Origin of the sequence: Actinospongiicola halichondriae (genome assembly GCF_049103745.1) — a bacterium.
Taxonomy (GTDB): domain Bacteria; phylum Actinomycetota; class Acidimicrobiia; order Acidimicrobiales; family Salinilacustritrichaceae; genus Salinilacustrithrix; species Salinilacustrithrix halichondriae.
On sequence record NZ_CP171622.1, the window covers coordinates 273,228 to 286,559 of the forward strand.

Annotated in this window: 12 protein-coding genes and 1 pseudogene; 2 read left to right on the forward strand and 11 right to left on the reverse strand. The window is 68.6% G+C overall.

Annotated elements, in window-relative coordinates; genetic code table 11:
* Window positions 1-18: 18 nt before the first annotated feature.
* The 5 genes from AB8619_RS01490 to AB8619_RS01510 all read right to left on the reverse strand — a co-directional run bounded on the left by AB8619_RS01490 (window position 19) and on the right by AB8619_RS01510 (window position 5,518).
* On the reverse strand, window positions 19-3,276 hold the full coding sequence (locus AB8619_RS01490) for a BTAD domain-containing putative transcriptional regulator (protein ID WP_436794691.1): 3,258 nt from the start codon (window positions 3,274-3,276) through the stop codon (window positions 19-21).
* Between the two features lie 109 nt (window positions 3,277-3,385).
* Complete coding sequence (locus tag AB8619_RS01495; protein ID WP_436794692.1) at window positions 3,386-4,027, reverse strand: helix-turn-helix transcriptional regulator; 642 nt, start codon at window positions 4,025-4,027, stop codon at window positions 3,386-3,388.
* A 63-nt stretch (window positions 4,028-4,090) separates the two neighbouring features.
* Window positions 4,091-4,534 (reverse strand): group III truncated hemoglobin, encoded by a 444-nt coding sequence (locus AB8619_RS01500; RefSeq protein WP_436794693.1) that lies wholly within the window; start codon window positions 4,532-4,534, stop codon window positions 4,091-4,093.
* A gap of 2 nt (window positions 4,535-4,536) precedes the next feature.
* Window positions 4,537-4,974, reverse strand: a complete 438-nt coding sequence (locus tag AB8619_RS01505) for a DUF4149 domain-containing protein (protein ID WP_436794694.1) — start codon at window positions 4,972-4,974, stop codon at window positions 4,537-4,539.
* Between the two features lie 52 nt (window positions 4,975-5,026).
* Window positions 5,027-5,518 carry a MarR family winged helix-turn-helix transcriptional regulator gene (locus tag AB8619_RS01510; RefSeq protein ID WP_436794695.1) on the reverse strand — a complete coding sequence of 164 codons (492 nt, stop codon included), beginning with the start codon at window positions 5,516-5,518 and terminating at the stop codon, window positions 5,027-5,029.
* A 131-nt stretch (window positions 5,519-5,649) separates the two neighbouring features.
* Here AB8619_RS01510 and AB8619_RS01515 point away from each other — a divergent pair.
* A pseudogene (locus AB8619_RS01515) lies at window positions 5,650-6,447 on the forward strand (EamA family transporter); the annotation flags it as partial.
* An 84-nt stretch (window positions 6,448-6,531) separates the two neighbouring features.
* Here AB8619_RS01515 and AB8619_RS01520 read toward each other — a convergent pair.
* Genes AB8619_RS01520 through AB8619_RS01530 form a run of 3 tightly spaced genes read right to left on the reverse strand, consistent with a single transcriptional unit; the run spans window position 6,532 to window position 8,723 of the window.
* Window positions 6,532-6,954, reverse strand: coding sequence for a VOC family protein (locus AB8619_RS01520; protein ID WP_436796332.1), 423 nt, complete (start codon window positions 6,952-6,954; stop codon window positions 6,532-6,534).
* A gap of 22 nt (window positions 6,955-6,976) precedes the next feature.
* On the reverse strand, window positions 6,977-7,420 hold the full coding sequence (locus tag AB8619_RS01525; RefSeq protein ID WP_436794696.1) for a pyridoxamine 5'-phosphate oxidase family protein: 444 nt from the start codon (window positions 7,418-7,420) through the stop codon (window positions 6,977-6,979).
* A 55-nt stretch (window positions 7,421-7,475) separates the two neighbouring features.
* Window positions 7,476-8,723: a cytochrome P450 gene (locus tag AB8619_RS01530; protein ID WP_436794697.1), complete on the reverse strand. Its 1,248-nt coding sequence runs from the start codon at window positions 8,721-8,723 to the stop codon at window positions 7,476-7,478.
* Between the two features lie 59 nt (window positions 8,724-8,782).
* On the opposite strand from AB8619_RS01530, the gene AB8619_RS01535 reads away from it, so the two are divergent.
* Window positions 8,783-9,436 (forward strand): TetR/AcrR family transcriptional regulator, encoded by a 654-nt coding sequence (locus tag AB8619_RS01535; protein WP_436794698.1) that lies wholly within the window; start codon window positions 8,783-8,785, stop codon window positions 9,434-9,436.
* 17 nt (window positions 9,437-9,453) lie between these two features.
* Here the strand turns inward: AB8619_RS01535 and AB8619_RS01540 are convergent, their stop codons facing one another.
* From AB8619_RS01540 to AB8619_RS01550, 3 genes are all read right to left on the reverse strand, one after another.
* Window positions 9,454-11,016, reverse strand: coding sequence for an acyl-CoA synthetase (locus AB8619_RS01540; protein ID WP_436794699.1), 1,563 nt, complete (start codon window positions 11,014-11,016; stop codon window positions 9,454-9,456).
* Window positions 11,017-11,033: 17 nt separating this feature from the next.
* Entirely contained in the window at window positions 11,034-12,230 is a 1,197-nt protein-coding gene (locus AB8619_RS01545; RefSeq protein WP_436794700.1) for an amidohydrolase family protein, read from the reverse strand.
* 79 nt (window positions 12,231-12,309) lie between these two features.
* Window positions 12,310-13,311, reverse strand: a complete 1,002-nt coding sequence (locus AB8619_RS01550) for an enoyl-CoA hydratase-related protein (RefSeq protein WP_436794701.1) — start codon at window positions 13,309-13,311, stop codon at window positions 12,310-12,312.
* Between the last annotated feature and the right edge of the window lie 21 nt (window positions 13,312-13,332).

Consider the following 13,332-nt stretch of genomic DNA (forward strand, 5'->3'; position numbering starts at 1 on the left):
CTCCCGACGCTTGCCTTCTCAGATCGCGCCACCGGCGAGGATGGCGGCATGCAGCGTCGAGGTGGCCTCGCTCGGTTGCACGTCGAGGTCGTCCAGCAGCATGCGGCGGCAGACGAGGTACTGCCGGAGGGCCTGGCCACGTCGTCCGGCTCGGGCGAGCGCTGCCATGAGCAGCCGATGTGAACGCTCGTCGTAGGGGTCGAGGTCGACCAACTCCCGCGCGACTCGGATCGCACTCGCGTCGTCGCCCGCTCGTTCGTGGGCATGGACGAGTGCGACGAGCACGTCGACGCAGCGGTCGACGAGCCGGGCCCGCCATCCCGCGGCCCAGTCTTCGTATCGCTCCTCCGGGAGCGGCTCGCCTCCCCAGAGCGATCGGGCGCGCTCGAGGAGCGGGAGTGATGGCGCGTCGCCCTCGAGCGCGACGTCGGCCGCTCGCTCGAACTCCTGCCAGTCGAGGACGTCGCCGCCCGTCAACCGGAGTCGGCAGGTCCCGTGGCCCGTCTCGACGATGCTCGCGGACGAACCCGGATCGTCGAGGAGTTGGCGGATACGCGACGTCGCGACCTGCAGACTGCGGCGCGCTCGATCGACGTCGAGTTCGGGCCAGATGGCTTCGAAGACGAGGTCCACGGGCACGGGGCCTTCGCCGTGGACGAGCAGGAAGCGGAGGAGGCGAGCGTCGACGGGCCGGCCCCACGACCGCTCATCGGTCGTCCACCCACCACGACGGACGCGGAAACCCCCGAGGGACATGAACTGGCGTGGGGGAGGCGAGTCGGCGACGCGGGCAATGGCATCTCGTGCCGCAGCAGCGACGGCAGGGTCGTCGGTGTCGACGGCCTGGGCGACGATCGAGCGGGCGGCAGGATGTCCCGAAGCCAACGCCGGCCGGAACGCCGCGCTGCTGACGACGGAGTCGGGGTGGTCGGCCAGGGAGACGAGCGCGCGCCCGTCGGGGAAGGCGGTCCAGAGCGCCTCGATCGTCGGCGCTGGAGCCAGTGCGCCTCGCTGCAGCGCTGCGGAGACCACCGGCTCGATCCGAGACCACTCCAGACGGAGGATCTCGGGGGCAGTGCCGTTGGCCGTGGCGAGACCCGACGCGACGAGGGAGCACGCACGGTCGAGTTCGCCACGCTCGTCGGCTACGTAGGCCTGCAAAAACGAGGTGCGCGCCCGCAGGTGGCGTCCCGCAGGCCCGGGGTACGTCTCGTCGACGAGGGTGGCCGCATCGTCCAGCACCGCCTCGGCGCGGTCGAGTGCGCCGACGGTGGCGAGGGCCGGAACGACATCGACCGATGTCCACCACTGGTACAGCGGCGGAGCGCCGATCGCGGACACGGCCATCTGCGCTGCCGAGAGGGCGGTCGTCCGATCGCCGCGTCCGGCGGCGACGAGCGATCGGGCGACGTGGGCGGACTGGTCCGCCCACGTGCCGGTCGTGGCGTGGACGGCGAGGTGGTCCTCCGCGTCGGCGAACTGGCCCATCTGGGCGTGGAGCATGGCCTGCAACCCGCAGATCGTGTTGACCCGGGCCACCATCAGGGCTCGATCGGCCTCCGCTCGCTGTCGCTCCCACCACTCGAGGGCCTCGCCCCGACGTCCCTGTTCGCTCAAGACCGTGGCGTGGGCCGCCATGAGGTTGAGCCGCATGCCGAGAGGGTCGTGGGCCTCGACCCGCCGGTAGGCACGAAGCGTTCTGTCCTCGGCCTGAGCGAGATCGCCGGCCGGAACATCGATGTATGCCCGGAGCAGCGCGTCGATCGGGTCGACCGCCTCTGCATCCGGTAGCTCGCGGACTCTGGCCGCCAACGCGAGGGCGGTCGACGACTGTCCTGCGGACGCGAGGCCGTGTGCCGCGTACAACGCCGCGGCGGCTGCCGCCGGCCCGGCCGCTCGCGCTTCGGGTTCGTCGAAACCCTCGGCGATCGCGATCCCTTCCTCCGGCCTGCCCAGGAGCCCGAGGCAGTCGATCAACAGGAACCGGCCCCACCACTCGCTGCTCCCGTCGATCCGATCTTCGCCGAGCCCAGCCCGCAGATGGCCGACCGCCACGTCGTAGTGACCGGTCGCCCGTGCCAGATGACCGGCGAGCAGCTGGACCCTCGCGTCGTCGCGCAACCCGTCGGGGAGTCGATCGAGCCACGACTGGACGAGGGCGGGGGACATCGGCGCCACGGACCGGACGGCTGTCGCGATGGCATCGATCGCCGGGTCCCACTCCTCGGCGGCGATCCAGTGTTCGATCCCCTCGACGGGGTCGTCGACGGCGACGACGGGTGCCACTCGTCGGTGGATGTCCCGGATCTCGTCGGTCGTGAGATCGGCGGTGAGTTGGTCGAGGAGGACCTCGCGGAAGAGCGGGTGATAGGCGAACGCGTCGGCGTCCGACGTGAGCCGGTGGAGGAAGAGGCCGCGTGTACCCGCACCTGCGAGGTGGTCGTCCGGGAGGTCGAGCGCATCGGCGACGGTGGGCGTCAGTCGTCGGGGAACGGTCGACGCAAGGAGCCGTTTCCGCTGGGCGTCGTCGAGCGGTGCGAGCACCTCCTCGCGAAGGAACTCGCGCAACGCCTGGGTCGAGCGGAACGAGGTATCGGCCCGTTGGCTACGGCGATGGGCGGCACCGGTCTCCGCGAGCGTGGCGATGCCCAGCGGCCATCCCTCGGTGGCGGTCATCAGGCCGTCCACATCGTCGGCCGACGGAGCCCGACCGAGCGACTCGAGGAGGTCGCCGCACTCCGTGGCGTCGAAGGCGAGGTCGCCCGTGCCCAGTTCGAGCAGTCGGCCGTCCGCTCGGGGAGTCCCGAGTCGAAGAGGGAGGGAACGGCGCGAGAGCACCACGACGCCGACCTTGTCGCCCGCTCCCCGGATCAGCTCCGCGACGACCGAACACGACGTCTCCGCACCCGTCAGGACTTCGGCGTCATCGACGACCACGACGATCGGATCGACCAGCAGTTGGCTGCACTCGGCAAGGAGCGCGCGAGCTCCGGTCACTGGATCCGGTGCTGCATTGCCGCCCTCGACCGCGTCCGCCACGACTTCCGTGGTCCCGGGCGCGACGCCGTTCACCGCATCAGCGAGGGACGCGAGCAGCCGTCCTGCATGACGGTCGGCTGGAGCGCAGCGGACCCAGGCGCCACGGATCTTCGACGCGCTCAGCGCATCCTCGATCAGCGTCGTCTTGCCGTAGCCCGCCGGGGCGACCACGACGATCGACCGGTCGATGAGGGCCTCGGTCGTCCGCGCGGCGAGCGCACGGCGCGGGATCCTCACGACCGGCACGGGTCCCGCTCCGTCCCGCTGGCATGCATGTGTCTCGTCCCGAATCTCTGGTCTGCCCGTGTCCCTGTCCGATTCGCACCGTACCGCTCCCCGGCGTCGGTCAGGTGGTCTCGCTTCGGAGACGAATCCGGCAGCCGGCGCGTCGAGGGTCCTTGATCGCCAGATCGGACACCGCGAGCCCGGTGCCGTCGACCAGTCCCTCCGCGATGCCCAGGTGCAGGCCGCACACCGTGTCGCGATCCTGCACCGCTGCGGCCTCGAACGGACACGTGCCGAGCACGATGTCGGCCCCATCCCGGCGTGCGACGACCTCGGGTTCGAAGCCTTGACGGTCGAGCGCTTCGGAGACGTTGGCCACGTCGTCGGCGTCGGTGGTGATGCGGAGACGACGTCCGGCACGGCGGCCGACGTCGACCGGCGTGTCGCCGCTGCTGATGATCTCCGTGAGCAACAGGCTCAGACGTTGATACGGCCCGATGCCGCCCCACCGACTGTCCGCGCTCGGCGATGCCGTGTACTCCAGCCGCGGCCGACCGGGCCGGCCGCTCGCTGCCGTGGACTGCACGACGAGGCCGGCGTTCGACAGTTTGTTCAGATGCTGGCGGATCGCGTTGTGGTTGAGCCCGAGGTGGTCGGTCAACTCGGCGATGCCGACCGGTCGGGCTGCGTCGACGACGAACCGGAAGATCCGGTGACGCGTGGGATCTCCCAGCGCCCGAGCTTCTTCCTGGAGGGAGGTCATGGGAGGTCTTTCCTCGGCGGGCGAACGCGGTTGCCGTCCCCCGAGTGTACGTCTCGCGTTCTTCTACCGAAGGGGAGAAAAGCCCGGACCGCGGAGGGGCGGATCCGTCGGTGAGTCGACGAGCTGATCATGGTGGACCCGGGCGACGTCATGGGCGAGCTTGCGCGCTCGATCGACGTTCGGTCCGGTCCAGCCGAGCTCGAGTGTCTCGTGGAAGAGGTCGAGCCACCGCTGGAAGCGTGCGGTCGTGAATTGTCGCTTCGCGTGGACGTCGGCGTGGGCCCGGAACGGGTTGCCCGCGTAGCCGTCGTGTCCGAGCAGGGCACGACACCAGAATGCCGTCAGCTTCGGGAGGTGCTCGGACCAGTCGACCTGGGCCACGTCGTTGAACATCGGGCCGAGCAGGTCGTCCATGGCGACGTCGGCATAGAACCGACGCACCATCTCGGCGATCTCGTCGGGCGAGTCGAGGTCCCGACTCGGCGGTGGGCGGGGAGAGTCACGCATGGTCACGGCACCAAGGCGGTCGCGAAGACCACGATCGCCACCGACGAGACGAGTCCGGCGATCGCCATCGGGCGCGCGCTGGAGGGGCGGCGACTGGCCAGGACGCCGTGCCCCGCGGCGAGTGCGATGGAGGCCACGACGAACACGAGCTTGATCGCCAGAAGTCGGCCGTACCCGGGATCGCCGAGGCTTGCGAAGGTGACGCCTCGGTGCCAGGCGATGGCCACGCCGGAGACGACGAGGAGCGGCAGGAGCGCCGTGTTCGCCATCGACGCGAATCGCCGCGCGGTCTCGTGGATGAGCGTTCCTCGCTCGTCAGGAGGGAGTCGTCGGCGGAGCACCGGAAGCAGGACCGCGCTCAGGAAGAGTTGCCCGCCGACCCAGCCCATCGCCGACAACACATGGACGAAGCGGATCAGGCTCCAGCCGTTCACGCTCATCGGGCATCTCGCGTGCGGCGGTCGGGCATGTCGCCAGTCTCGCCTATTTCGATCAGGGACTAGAAATATCGGTCCCCATTGCCAGGGTGAGCTTGCGGAGCAGTTCGACGAGCTTGCGCTGGTCGGTCTTGGTCAGACCCGCGACGCACTCGTGCTCGGTGGCAGCGTGCACCTCCATCGCCTCGTCGATCCGGGACAGTCCATCCGGGGTGAGCGCGACCAGCCGCGAGCGGCGGTCGTCCGGGTTGGCCCGCCGTGCGACGAGGCCGGCCCGCTCGAGGGCGTCGATCACCGGAGTCATCCCGCCCGACGTCATCATCTGGTTCCGGGCGAGTTCGGTGGGGTTCAACTCGTACGGTTCGCCGGCCCGGCGCAGGGCGGACAGCACGCCGTACTGCGCGCCGGTCAGTCCGAGGGGACCGAGGACATCGGCGTTCCGATGCCCGATCGCGTCCGCCAACCGGATCAATCGTCCGGTGACCTCCTTGGCCGAAGGATCGAGGTCCGGTCGCTCCCGTCGCCACTGGGCGACGATGCGGTCCACGACATCACCTTGGTCAAAAGATACTTGACTCATTGGTTCCTCTCGGTAAAGCTTGTCGTCAAGATACTTTCTGTCGACAATGAAGGCAAGGGGATGGATCGATGGCCAACGGATCACGTGAGGCGGCCAAGATGCCATGGCTCACCGTCTTGGTCCCGATGGTGTGGGGGACCACCTACGCCGTCACCAGCGAGTTCCTCCCTCCGGGCCGGCCGCTGCTGGCGGCGACGCTCCGGGCACTCCCCGCCGGACTGGCGCTGGTCGCCGCCACCGGGACCCTGCCTCGCGGACATTGGTGGTGGCGCTCGGCCGTCCTCGGCGTCCTGAACTTCACGGTCTTCTTCGCCATGCTGTTCACCGCCGCCTACCGGCTCCCCGGCGGCGTGGCGGCCACTGCCGGCGCCGTCCAGCCCCTGCTCGTCATGTTCCTCGCCACGGTCGTACTGAACGAGAAGCTCGTCGGGGGAAAGGTGCTCGCGGGGTTCCTCGGCATCGTCGGCGTCGGGCTGTTGGTGCTCGATGGAGGAGCGAGCCTCGACGGCGTCGGCGTGATCGCGGCGCTCGTCGGTGCGTCCTCCATGGCGATGGGTTCGACGTTGGTGCAGCGTTGGGGTCGCCCGACGAGCGGCCTCGCCTTCGCGGGATGGCAGCTCACCGCCGGCGGACTGTTCCTCGCGCCGTTGGCCTTGGCCAGCGAAGGGCTGCCTCGCTCGCTCACCGCCGTCAACATCGGTGGCTACCTGTATCTGGCGACCATCGGTGGTGCGGTCGCCTACGCCATCTGGTTCCGCGGCATCGCGCTCCTGGGTGCCCAGCGGGCGACGTTCCTCTCACTCCTCAGCCCGGTGGTCGCGACGAGCATCGGCTTCGCGCTCGGCGACGACCTGAGCCTGCGCCAGTTGCTGGGCGGGGCTGTGGTCATCGCCAGTGTCTCGCTCGTGCAGTTCATCCGCACACCGCTGCCGGTCGTGCCGCCAGCGCCATCGCCACGGTCGACGAACTCGTCGCCTCGGTCAGAAGAACTGGTCGATGAGTATGGGATTGCCGTCCGGGTCGACGATGGTCACGTGCCCGGCGCCAGCTTCGGACTCGACGACCTCGATCAGCTCGATGCCGGCGGACTGCAGCCGACGCTGGATCTCGCGGACGTCGGTGAACTCGTCGAGCTGGTCCATCTGCGGCGTGAGGCCGGGGTTGAAGGTGAGGATGTTGCTCTCGAACATCCCATGGAAGAGGCCGAGCGTCGTCTGACCGTTCTTGAGGATCAGGTAGTCGTCGTCGCGGCTCCCGCCCACCTCGACGAATCCCAGCTTCTGGTAGAACGCGGCCGAGACCTCGAGATCGGCGACCGCGAGTGAGAGCGAGAACACCCCGAGGTCGAGTGGTCCGGGGCGCGGGTCGAGCGGTGTGGTCATCGACGACCGACTCTTCCACATCGTCCGCGTTCGGAGCGTCGTCTCAGCGGTCGGTGCGGATCCGGGCGTTGTCCCAGCTGATGACGTCTCCCGCCGGATCGAGGCGGATGACCGTCTGACGCGAGTAGTGGTCCCTCGTGGCGGCGGCCATCCCAGTCGGCGCGGGGACGTGCGCCGCGTACTTCTCCGTGAAGCGCGCGCTGGCGCGCTCGGACTCGGCGCCGGGCTCGAGGATCGTCGCCCGGACGGGGAGTTCGACGGCGGCGAGGTCGACCCATGCATCGCCCCGCTCGACGAGCAGACAGGCCCGGTCGTCGTTGCGGATGCGCAGCACCTTCTTGCTCCGTCCGGGCGTGGCCACGTGGATCGTGCGGTCCGAGACGACGTACCAGAGGGGCAGCGACACCGGCCAACCGTCGCGTCGCAGTGTCGTGAGGACCGCGGTGTGTCCGGATTCGAGGAAGGCCCACGCCTCGTCGTCGGTCATGCGGACGCCCATCGGACCTCCCGTGTCGTTCCTGCGTCGTCCATCGTGTCCTCGCTCAGACCGTGCAGCGGATCGGCACGTGCTTGGCGCCCCCGACGAAGTGCGACTTGGTGAACGTCGTCGGACCGGTTCGCTCGATGGAGGTGAACTCCCTGGCCAGGCCTCCGAGCACTGCGGCGACCTCCATCTGTGCCAGGCGTGAGCCGAGACAGAAGTGAGGGCCGTGGCCCCAGCCGATCTGGCGGTTGGCGTTGGAGCGGGCGACGTCGAGGCGGTGGGGGTCGTCGAAGAGCTGCGGGTCCCGGTTGGCGCCCGGGTACGACAGGAGGATGCGGTCGCCGGCCGCGAAGGTGTGGCCTGCGACCTCGGCATCGGTCTGGGCGTGGCGGACGAAGTGGCGGACGGGGGACGTCAGCCGGACGACCTCGTGCGCGGCGTTGTCGACCAGTGACGGGTCGGCGCGGAGGCGGGCGAACTCGTCGGGGAACCGACACAGCGCATCGACACCACCAGCCATGGCAAACGAGGTCGTGTCGTGCCCGGCGGTCGCGATGATGACGTAGAGGCCGATCGCGGTCATGGCCTCGAGCGGAGCGCCCTCGACCATGCCGTTGGCAATTGCCGACGACAGGTCGTCGGTGGGGTTGGCCTGCCGATCCTGCATCAGCTCGGTGAAGTAGCCGGCGACCTCCATCATCGCCGTGAACGGGTCGCCCTCGCCGAGCTCGTCGTCCTCGGCGCTGAACATCTGCTGGGTGAGCTTGAGCAGCACCGGCTCGTCCTCGCGGGGGACGCCCAGCATCGACATGATCACGCGGAGCGGGAGCGGCAGGGCCACCTCGGTCGAGAAGTCGCACTCGCCACCGAGTTCGCGGAGACGCTCCATCGACTCGGCGACCAGCGTGTCGACCGCCGGCTTCAAGACCCGCAGGGTCGAGTTCTTGAACCACTCGACGACGAGCTTGCGATGGACGAGGTGATCGTGGCCGTCCTGGTTGATCAACATCTTCAACTGCGCCCCGACCTCGCTGATGTCGGGGGCGTCGCCGGCCAGCTTGGGCGGGAGCAGGGGAGCGGTCGTGCTGGCGAACACGTCGGCACGCCGGGACACCTCGAGGAGGACCTCGAGGTCGACGGTGGCCCACAGGGTGCCGTGCACGTCGTCGTCGAAGCGCAGGAACGGGCCGGTGTCGCGCAGTTGGTCCACGGCGCGGTGCCACCCCTCGAGGTCGATGAAGGTGGCGCCGTCGGTGAAGAGGGTGCCGGGATCGACGTGCGTCGCGGGATCGGTGGTGGTGCTCATGAAAGACTCCTGGTCGAGGTGGGGCGCACGCTGGACGCCGGGTGAGGTAAACTGTACGAATGTCCAATAAATCGGAAGGGCGACGGATCGGGCGACCGCCCGGAGCCGACGCCGACAAGACGAAGGCGGCGCTGCTCGACGCTGCGCTCAGTGCGTTCGCCGAGCGTGGATTCGAGGGCGCGTCGATCCGTGAGATCACGGGCGACGTCGGCGTCGGTCACAACCTCGTCCGGCACTACTTCGGGTCGAAGGAGGATCTCTGGCGTGCGGCGATCCGGCACGGCCTGGAGCCGGCGGCCCAGAACATCGTCGAGATGTTCGACGTCGGTTCGGCCCCGCCGCTGCGCCCGACCCTGCGCGCGGGTCTCGAGTTGCTCATGGTCGAGGCGGCGGCCAACCCCGACGCCTTCCGTCTGTTCCTGGCCGAGGCACTGCGCGGCGGCCCGCGGTTCGAACAGCTCTACGACGACATCCTCGAACCGATCTCGCAGGCGATCTTCAGCTACGCAGCCGGCACCGACGAGATCCCGCCGTCGGTCGATCTCCGCGTGCTCGGCATCTTCGTGTTCGGCGCGGCGTTCAGTCCGTTCACGTTCGAAGGCATGGCCTCGCGTCTCGGCTTCGCTCCACCCAAGGCCGGCGAGCCGCTCGATGCACAGGTCGACCAGTTGATCGAGATGATCGTCGCCGGGATGACCCAGATCGAGAGCTGACACCTTCAGTAGGCGAGTCATCCGCCGATGCCCTCGACTTCGTCGAGCAGGCGCCGCTTCAGCAGCTTGCCGCTCTCGAGGCGCGGGAGTTCGTCCACGAAGACCAACTCGCGCGGGCACTTGTAGTGCGCGATCTCGCCGCGGCAGTGGTTGATCAGCTCGACGGCGAGCTTGTCCGGATCCGCCGGCGGGTCCACGGCGACGACGAAGGCCTTCACCCGTTCGCCCATCTCGACATCGGGCACGCCGAGCACCGCGACGTCGTACACGGCAGGGTGCACGGTCAGGACGTTCTCGGCTTCCTGCGGATAGATGTTGACCCCGCCCGAGATGATCATGTTCGTCGCCCGGTCGGTCAGGTAGAGGTAGCCGTCGCCATCGACGTGGCCGATGTCACCGTACGTGGCCCAGCCGCGAGCGTCCGTGGCTCGCTCCGTCTTCTCCGGATCGTTGTGGTACTCGAACCGGCCGGCGGCGGAGAACCAGATCTGGCCGGTCTCGTCCGGTCCGAGCTCCGCGCCGCTCTCGTCGACGATGTGCACCTCGTTGAAGACCGAACGTCCGACCGAGCCGGGATGGTCGAGCCACTCCTGGGCGCCGATGGCGCAGAGCCCGAACCCCTCGGAGCCGCCGTAGTACTCGTCGACGATCGGGCCGACCCAGTCGATCATCTGATGCTTGATCGGGACGGGGCACGGCGCCGCGGCGTGGATGACCCGACGCAGCGACGAGAGGTCGGCACTGGTGCGCACGGCTTCGGGGAGCCGCAGCATGCGGACGAAGTGGGTCGGCACGAACTGCGCGTGGGTGACGCGGTGGCGCTCGATCGCCTCGAGGGTCCCCGCGGCGTCGAACCGCTCCATCACCACGACGGTCGCGCCGAGTCGGTGTCCCGCCAGCGTCCAGCCCAGCGGGGCTGCGTGATAGAGCGGCGCCGGGCTGAGGTAGACGGCGGAATCGTCGACGTCGTAGAACTGCTTGGCGATCGTGGCGATGCCGCCCCGTGCGGTCCCGAACGACGACGTGGAGACCGGAGGGAGGATGCCCTTCGGCCGTCCCGTCGTACCCGACGAGTAGAGCATCAACATGCCCTCGCGTTCGTCGTCGCGTGGGATTCCGGAAGCGTGGGCGAGCACGTCGTCGAAGTCGTCGTACCCGTCGATCCCGCCGCCGACGGACAGGCGGAGCTCGAGGTGCTTCGCACGCGGTCCGAGCCCGGAGACCAGTTCGGCCATCGCCGAGGTCGTCACGAGGGCCCGGGCGCCGCAGTCCTCGATGATGTAGCCGGCCTCGTCGGACCCGAGGTGCCAGCTGATCGGCGTGAGATAGAGCCCGGCCCGAAGGGCGGCCCATGCGGCGTCGAAGTACTCGAGCTGGTTCGCCAACAGCACCGCGATGTGATCGCCCGGAACGAGTCCGGCCTCGTCGAAGACGCGGGCGAGGCGGGTCGAACGGTCGTCGAGTTCGGCGTAGGTCCGCGTCTCGCCCGACCCCGCCATGATGACGGCGGGTGCGTCGCCGCGCCGGCGCAACATGTCGCCGGCGTGTTCGCTTCTCGACTCGGTCTTCGACTCGGTCATCGTGGGTCCGACGCTGCTCAGGCCGGCGTGAGCCGGCTCACGCCGGTGAGCTCCGCTGCGTTGTCGTGGACGATTCGCCGTTGATCGTCTTCGCTCAGGTGGCCGATCTCGTCGAAGATCTGGGCCGGGTACTCGAGGCCCTCCATGTGGGGAAAGTCCGAGCCGAACAGCACGCGGTCGGCGCCCATGAACTCCACGACGTCGTCGATGTCGTCTTCCCAGAACGGGTTGATCCAGACGTGCCGCTTGAAGGTCTCGACCGGATCGTCCTGGAACCAGTTCTGGTACTTCTCGCGGACCGCCGCCAGCTGACGGAAGATGTCGTGCAGGTACACGGCGCCGTTCTCGACGGAGGCGACCCGCACGCCAGGGAACCGTTCGAAGACCCGGTCGAACACGAGCGCGGACAGCCAGTCACAGATGGCTCGCTCCATCTTCCAGACGGCGTTGGTGGGCTTTCGTCCCCCGCCGAGCGTTGCCTCGGCGCCACCGGGCGCGGGATACCCGTTCGCTCCGTACCCGGAGTTCCCGACGTGGGCCACGACGACGATCCCTGCGTCGCTCACTCGTTGCCAGAATCCATCGAACATCTCGTCGCCGGGCGAGCGCTGCCCATCGGCGGTGGTGACCGGTGCCGGTCGCATCACGACGACGCGCGCTCCGTGATCGGAGACGTAGTCGAGCTCGGCACACGCCTCGTCGGGGTCCGCGAGCGTGATGTACGGAGCGCCGAAGATCCGGTTCTGGTTCGCGAATCCCCAGTCGTCCTGCAACCAGCGGTTGAAGGCACGGTGGACGGCCACGTTGGCGGCGACGTCGTTCTTGAGCACTTCCTCGTAGTGCACGCCGGTCGTCGGGAAGATCCAGCAGGCGTCCACTCCCTGCTCGTCCATGACGGCGAGTCGTGCAGCGCTGTCCTGATAGGCGGCGGGGAGCGGTTCGAGGTTCGACCGGATCAGTTCTGCGAAGGTCTTGTTGTTCGGATTTCCCTTGTAGTACTCCCGCAGTACGCCGGGCTTGGAGATGGGGTCGTAGGTCGGGTTGGGGACCTGCCAGTCGACCTTGCCCCGGATCATCTGGCGCTGGTGGCCGTTCTCGAGGGTGACCCACACCGGGCCGCGGTTCTTGAACTCACGGGGCAGGTGGCGGGTGAACGCGTCCTTGGCCTCGTAGTAGTGGTTGTCCGCATCGAACATCGGGATCTGGGGGCTCATCGATCTCTCCAATCGGGGAACTGCTTCGTCGCGCTCGGTCGACCGTACCATGAGAACTGGACAGTCGTACAGTAGATGGTCAGTTCGTCTCGTCCTCGGGGCGGTACTTGTTGCCGAAGGTCTCCTCGCGCCACGCCATGGCCGCCTTCAGCCCGTCGCGCTCGGAACGCTTCAGGAACTCGTCGCCGGCCTCGCCCGTCTCCTCGTCGCGCTTGGCGTAGAGGCCCTGCTCCCGGAAGCTGGCCACGGCGAGCAGGTCGACGCTGGCGGCGATGCCGGTGCGGAAGCCCATCACCTCGAACTGTCGGTTGATGCTGCGCTTGGTCAACATGATGAGGTCGGTGGGGGTGAGCGCGATCTGTTGCGCCAACTCCTCGGTGCGCGCCTCGAGTTCCTCCGGCGGGACCGACTCCGATGCCCACTGGCATTCGGCGGCTTCCTTCCCGCTCATCGGTTCGCAGGTGAACATGTAGTACTTGGCCTTGGTCATGCCGACGAGCCACGGCATGTACTGCAGGTTTCCGGGCGACCAGTTTCGGCCGACCGGCCAGCCGATCTTGGCGTCGTCGGCGACGACCCGCAGGTCGCAGAACCCGGCCAGCTCGCTGCCGCCGGCGAGGCAGTGACCGTGGATCTGCGCGATGACCGGCTTCTGGAGGTCGAACAGCGTGAAGTACACGCGAGCGTGTTCGAGGTCGTAGGACTGCCAGAGCCGATCGCGCTCGGGGGCGATGTAGCCACCCGGCGGCATGTTGCGCTGGCGCTCGCCCTTCTTGACCGGCGTCATGTCGTAGCCGGCGGAGAACGACGGGCCGTCGCCCTTGATGATGATGACGCGGATGTCGTCGTCGAGTTCGAGGAGTTTGGCGGCCATCTCGATCTGCATGAGCCGCTCGTACCCGAGTGGGTTCCGCTTCTCCGGGCTGTTGAGGATGATCCGTCCGATCGGACCGTCGCGCTCGATGTCGACGAGGTCGAACTCGGGGAGCTCGACGTTCTCCTTGCGGTAGGGCGGCGACCACTTCACCATGCGGTGCGATGCGCCCGGGCGCGTGGTCTTCATCTCGTTGTCGTCGGTCATCGTCGGTGCTCTCTTCGGGTC